This window comes from Paenibacillus sp. GQ49 (assembly GCF_059759055.1).
The window spans coordinates 60,339-66,455 of the sequence record NZ_JCAXEL010000030.1 but is presented as its reverse complement, the minus strand read 5'-3'; the positions used below and the strand labels follow the sequence as shown (position 1 = coordinate 66,455).

At 45.4% G+C, this 6,117-nt stretch carries 3 protein-coding genes; all 3 read left to right on the top strand.

The features are described 5' to 3' along the window. The first annotated feature begins 593 nt into the window (after window positions 1-593). The 3 genes from AC6CIF_RS30295 to AC6CIF_RS30285 all read left to right on the top strand — a co-directional run bounded on the left by AC6CIF_RS30295 (window position 594) and on the right by AC6CIF_RS30285 (window position 5,885). Window positions 594-1,763, top strand: coding sequence for a glucose-1-phosphate adenylyltransferase (locus tag AC6CIF_RS30295; protein WP_076217121.1), 1,170 nt, complete (start codon window positions 594-596; stop codon window positions 1,761-1,763). 25 nt (window positions 1,764-1,788) lie between these two features. Next, window positions 1,789-2,892 carry a glucose-1-phosphate adenylyltransferase subunit GlgD gene (gene glgD, locus AC6CIF_RS30290; protein ID WP_498202599.1) on the top strand — a complete coding sequence of 368 codons (1,104 nt, stop codon included), beginning with the start codon at window positions 1,789-1,791 and terminating at the stop codon, window positions 2,890-2,892. Window positions 2,893-3,452: 560 nt separating this feature from the next. Then, on the top strand, window positions 3,453-5,885 hold the full coding sequence (locus AC6CIF_RS30285) for a glycogen/starch/alpha-glucan phosphorylase (protein WP_498202598.1): 2,433 nt from the start codon (window positions 3,453-3,455) through the stop codon (window positions 5,883-5,885). The last annotated feature ends 232 nt before the right edge of the window (window positions 5,886-6,117 follow it).

Sequence of the window (6,117 nt, the reverse complement as noted above, 5' to 3'; positions counted from 1 at the left end):
AGTATGTAATTTTCTGATAGATTGCTTTGGCAATTCTGATCATAACTTCTATACTACATCTATCTATTCGACACATTTCTATATATTCCTCTAAAAATTTACAAATTTATTGCCATTTTCTGATTCGTAAGACCTGTATTTTTGATTTTATAGGTTTATGGGTCTAGTAGTGTCACAGTTTTACCATGAATTTTCCAAAAGGAGTTTGATTCCCTTTTATCGAATATAATATGAATAACAGCGGCACGAGAAAGGGTAATCTCACCCGGAACTTGATGTCGATGTTATCCAGTAAGATTCCCCAGTCCGTTTCGTGTTTAATGTTAAATAGGAGTAGACTATTTCATTGTTCACGAGCTACACCTTAAGTTCTGCATCTAACATTCACCTCTGTAAGACAGTCAAGCAATTCTACACCAGCATCATTTCTATTTCAGGCTTTACAATCCAAGAAGTTCAACTGCAATAAGATTCATCCAGTTACACATCTGTACAGCATGCTCCTAATCAAGACAACAGTGTCCACACAACAGAATATCGATTATGGGCTCTGAAATGAATCAGAACGAATGCACGTGGAGGAGGCTGTAATGATGGCGAAAAAAGAAGTTGTAGCGATGCTACTTGCCGGAGGGCAAGGTAAGAGGTTAAAAGGATTGACCAAATCACTGGCTAAGCCGGCAGTATATTTTGGCGGCACGTACCGAATCATTGATTTTCCGCTGAGTAACTGCTCTAATTCTGGTATTGATACAGTGGGTGTATTGACTCAATATGAACCACTTGTCTTACATTCCTATATTGGCATTGGCAGTGACTGGGATCTGGATCGGAAAAACGGCGGGGTATATGTACTTCCTCCGCATGAACGTGAAGACGGTAGCAACTGGTACCGGGGTACAGCGGATGCGATCTTCCGCAACCTAAACTTTATTGAACAATTCGATCCTGAGCATGTGCTCATTCTGTCAGGGGATCATATCTATAAGATGGACTACGAAAAAATGCTCCAGTATCACAAAGAAAAAGATGCGGATTGCACCATATCGGTCATTGATGTCTCATTGGAAGAAGCCAGCCGATTCGGGGTGCTGAACACCAACGATGACTATAGCATCTATGAATTTGAAGAAAAACCTCCTGAGCCCAAGAGCACACTGGCTTCCATGGGTATCTATCTCTTCAAGTGGGATGTACTGAAACGTTTCCTGATCCAGGATGAACAACAGGCATCCACCTCCTATGATTTTGGTAAAGATATCATTCCGTTATTGCTTGAAAATGAAAAATCCTTATACGCATATCCGTTCGAAGGGTATTGGAAAGATGTAGGTACCATTCGCAGTCTGTGGGAGTCGAATATGGATTTGTTGGACGAAGATACCCCGTTTAACCTGAATGACCCGGACTGGCGTATTTTCACACGTAATCCAAACCAACCTGCACAATACATCTCGCCTTCGGCCAAAGTGCGGAATTGTATTATTAGTGAAGGCAGTGTGGTGCATGGAGAGGTCAATCATTCTGTTCTATTCTACGGAATTGAGGTTGGGGAGAACAGCGCCGTTATCGATTCTGTCATCATGCCAAGGGTGAAGATCGGGCAAAATGTGCGTATTCACCGAGCAATCATTGCAGAAGGATTGGTTATTCCGGATGGAACACAGATTTCGCCCGCACCGGGAGATGAGAGTGATATATTACTCGTCGATCAGGAAGAACTGGAGCGTCAGCTTCGCCAAGGAATAACCAGCAAGGCCTAATGAAGCCAAAAGGACGGTGCATGCGATGAAATCATTGATCGGAGTTATTAACCTTGACCATGAACTTGAGGAATTGAAGGAATTGACGTACTTTCGCTGCGGAGCCGCGGTGCCTTATGCCGGGCGTTACCGTCTGATCGATTTTGTTCTATCTAATATGATGAATGCCGGAATTGAGAGTATAGGGGTGTTTGTCCGTCGTAAGTATCGCTCGCTGATGGACCATCTGGGTGACGGCAAGCCTTGGGATTTGGATCGTAAGCATGGGGGCATGTTTATTTTACCGCCGGACTGGAACGATCCAACAGATACATCACAAGGGGACTTGCAGCATTTCCATAACAATCTGGACTTCTTCCGCAGAGGTGCAGGGCAATATGTAGTGCATGCGGGCAGTCGCCATGTGACCAAAGCAGACCTCCAGGATGTCTACAGGTATCACATCAGTAAAGGAGCGGACGTTACACTGGTCTGCAAAAAAGTAGATCAGCTGCTGCCTGAGCATGACGCCTGTGTCAAGGTTGATCATGACGGGGACGGTAACGTGGTGGACATTCACCAAAGCGCTAATCACCCGAATATATATACAGAAATTTTCATTATGGAAAAGGAATTGTTCCTGCGCCAAGTGCAGCGCTGCATTGATCATGGCGAGAGCCATTTCTTCCGGGATGTGATTCAAAAAAATCCGGATGGATTGAATATCGCTGCGTATGCATATGATGGCTATCACGCAGTCATCAATTCCATTGACAGTTATTATCGCAACAGTATGGATCTGCTGAACACAGGGCAATATGAACAACTTTTCAAGGAAGATCCGATCCAGACCAAAATTAAATACGAAGCGCCTGCCAAATACCTGGATACCGCCGATGTTAAACATTCACTTCTCGCGAATGGCTGCATTGTTGGTGGAGAGGTGGAGGACAGCATTCTGTTCCGTGGGGTACAGGTGGCCAAGGGTGCCAAAATAAAAGGTTCCATCATCATGCAGAAATGTTACATTGGTGAGGGGACGGTACTTGAGAACGTCATTCTCGATAAAGACGTGAAGCTGACCGGAGGACAGACGCTGATCGGCGACCCGTCGAATCCATACATTTTAGCGAAAAGTACTATTATCTAATGCCCACACGTAACCGATATCTTCTATAAATATATATAAAATAAAAATCCTGTAGGATGGATTTAAGGTTCATACACTTTCGACGCATGAATTGCATCTTCGAAAGTTCTCACCAGCATGCAAACGTAGTGGAGGGGACGAAATCGATTCTGAAGCGTAGTGCTCGCCTAAAAGCTTTCTGCAAGAAAGCTGCTTCGAAAGCATATGCTGTCTTCAAATTTTACCCTTGATTATATAAATTCAACTTAAACATTTACACAAAACGGAGAGGACAGAAATAACCTGAAGAAGCGCAGCGCTCGCCTTTATCCCCGGATTTTCCCATTTTAAAAGGAATTAAAAAAATCTGGGGATAACAGCGATCGGAAGGTTGTTCTGTCATCGAAGTGTCCAGTGTAAATATCCTCTAGTTCAATTTATATAGGTTAATCAAGAAAATTTGGAGACAACAGCGATCATAAGAACGATTCGTAACCGTAACGGCCACTTTGCAGAGTGCTGAGCAACTGAGTGTATGAACCGCCACTGTCCTGCAGGATTTCCCCGGGAGGAACCTACTTTTGTTTGACAACAAGGAAACGTTCAAGAGTATCTTTACACGGAATCTGGTCAGCAAATTGGGCAAACCGATTGAAGAAGCAACACAGGAAGACGTGTACCATGTACTGGGAAGCATGATTCGTGAATATGCAGGCCAGGATTGGGCAGCGTCGAATCAGGGGTTTAAGCAGCGCCAGGATAAACAGGTCTATTACTTCTCGCTGGAATTCCTGATTGGACGTTTGCTCGGCAACAATCTGCTGAATGTAAATGAATTGGAATTGGTCCGCGACAGTCTGGCTGATCTGGGTTTCTCCTTGGAAGAGGTGGAAGAACAGGAGGCGGATGCAGGACTCGGTAACGGAGGTCTGGGACGACTTGCTGCCTGTTTCCTGGATTCACTCGCATCACTCCGATATGCAGGACATGGTTGCGGGATTCGATATAAATACGGGTTGTTTGAGCAAAAAATCATCAATGGTAATCAGGTCGAGTTACCCGACAATTGGCTGGATAAGGGCAATGAATGGGAAGTCCGCCGTCCAGACAAAAAGGTGGAGGTCCAGTTCTGGGGCCGGGTAGAAGCGCACGAACAGGATGGAGAATATCAGTTTGTTACAAAAGATGCCGAATCGGTTGTCGCCATTCCCTATGACGTGCCTGTCATCGGTTATGGTCAAACTCATGTGAATACATTGCGTCTCTGGAGTGCCGAGCCAAAGCGCGAGACTTCACTCGACACCCCTTCGAATTACTACGGCTATCTGGATTATAGCCGATCGGTTGAATCAATCTCGGAATTCCTGTATCCGGATGATTCCCAGTACGAAGGAAAGCTGCTGCGATTGAAGCAGCAATATTTCATGTGCTCGGCAGGTGTGCAGAGCGCCTTGCGTACGTTCAACAAGCTGGAGCTGCCGTATGATCGTTTGCCTGATAAAGTGGCCTTCCACATTAATGACACACATCCAACCTTGGTTATTCCAGAGCTGATGCGCATCCTGATTGATGTGAAGGGTTATGGCTGGGATGAAGCATGGGATATCACAACCCGTACTGTATCGTATACCAATCATACAACGCTTAGTGAGGCGCTTGAGAAGTGGCCTGTATCCATGATCAGCAGGCTGCTGCCACGAATCTACATGATCATTGAAGAGATCAACAAACGTTTCTGTGGCATGCTGCTGGACCGGTATCCGGGAGATCAGGATCGCATAGGGCATTTGGCGATTGTTGCAAACGATCAGGTACGGATGGCGCATTTGGCGATTGTAGGCAGTCATAGCGTGAATGGTGTTGCTGCTCTGCACACCGAAATTTTGAAAGAGCGCGAGATGGCTCCGTTCTATGAACTGTATCGAGAGCGTTTCAATAACAAAACGAATGGTATCACCCATCGCCGCTGGTTGATGCATGCCAATCCGAAACTGTCTGATCTGATTACGGATACAATCGGTAACGAATGGATAACAGAGCCGGGCAAGCTGGACCAGTTGGCTGGCTTTGCGGATAATGCATCATTCCAAGAGCAGTTCCGTTCAATTAAGCGGGATAACAAAGAGCGTCTTGCTACGTATATTCTGGATCATACCGGGACAGCAGTGAATCCGGATTCCGTCTTTGATGTACAGGTGAAGAGACTACACGGGTACAAACGTCAACTGTTGAACATTCTGCATGTTATGCATCTGTATAACCGGCTTAAGAATGATGCTTCGTTTGATATGGTGCCACGTACGTTCATCTTTGGTGCCAAGGCAGCGCCGAGTTATTATTTTGCCAAGAAAATTATCAAGCTGATTAACACCGTGGCTGACACAGTGAATCGGGATGCGGCCGTGAATGACCGCTTGAAAGTATTTTTCCTCGAAAACTATTCCGTCTCTCTTGCAGAGAAGATCATTCCCGCTGCGGATGTTAGTGAGCAGATCTCAACCGCAGGCAAGGAAGCTTCCGGTACGGGCAACATGAAATTTATGATGAACGGGGCTTTAACGATTGGTACGATGGATGGAGCCAACGTGGAGATGGCGGAGCAGGTCGGAGAAGATAATATGTTCATTTATGGTCTGCGTGCAGATGAAGTGCTTGAATATTATCGTTCGGGCAGCTATCGTCCGAATGAGATTGTGCAGCACGATGAACGGATTCGCGAGGTCGTGGAGCAATTAGTGCATCCAGGCGCATTCTGTTATCGTGACGGGGAGTTCTGGGATATTTATGACTCCTTGCTGGCCCATGGTGATGAATACTTTGTATTGCGTGATTTTGCTGCTTATGCAGACGCGCATGCTGCCATTGACCAGGCGTATCGCGATATTCCGGGCTGGACTCGGAAAGCAATATTAAACACGGCACATTCCGGCATATTCTCCAGTGATCGTACCATTAGTGAGTATGCGACAGATATCTGGGGTATTCATCCCGTGTCCGGGAACTGGAAAGGTTAAGAATAGATTGTTAAACAAACAAGTCCCCTTGTTCGCAAGAGACATCTCTGTTGGTAAATCAACCGGCGTAGAGAGCATCTCCTTGTAGAACAAGGGGATTTTGGCATACAGTGTATCATAGTGTCAATCAACTTGAAGATAAGCGAAACTCGCGTGTTTTTCATCATACAAGTTCGCACACAGAATCAAAAAAATGATCTGGATCTCAGTCATACTACATAAGAAATCGTTT

Bases quoted from the DNA above. Each gene is read 5' to 3' on its own strand.
- glgD (WP_498202599.1), top strand. From the start codon at position 1,789: ATGAAATCATTGATCGGAGTTATTAACCTTGACCATGAACTTGAGGAA.
- AC6CIF_RS30295 (WP_076217121.1), top strand. From the start codon at position 594: ATGGCGAAAAAAGAAGTTGTAGCGATGCTACTTGCCGGAGGGCAAGGT.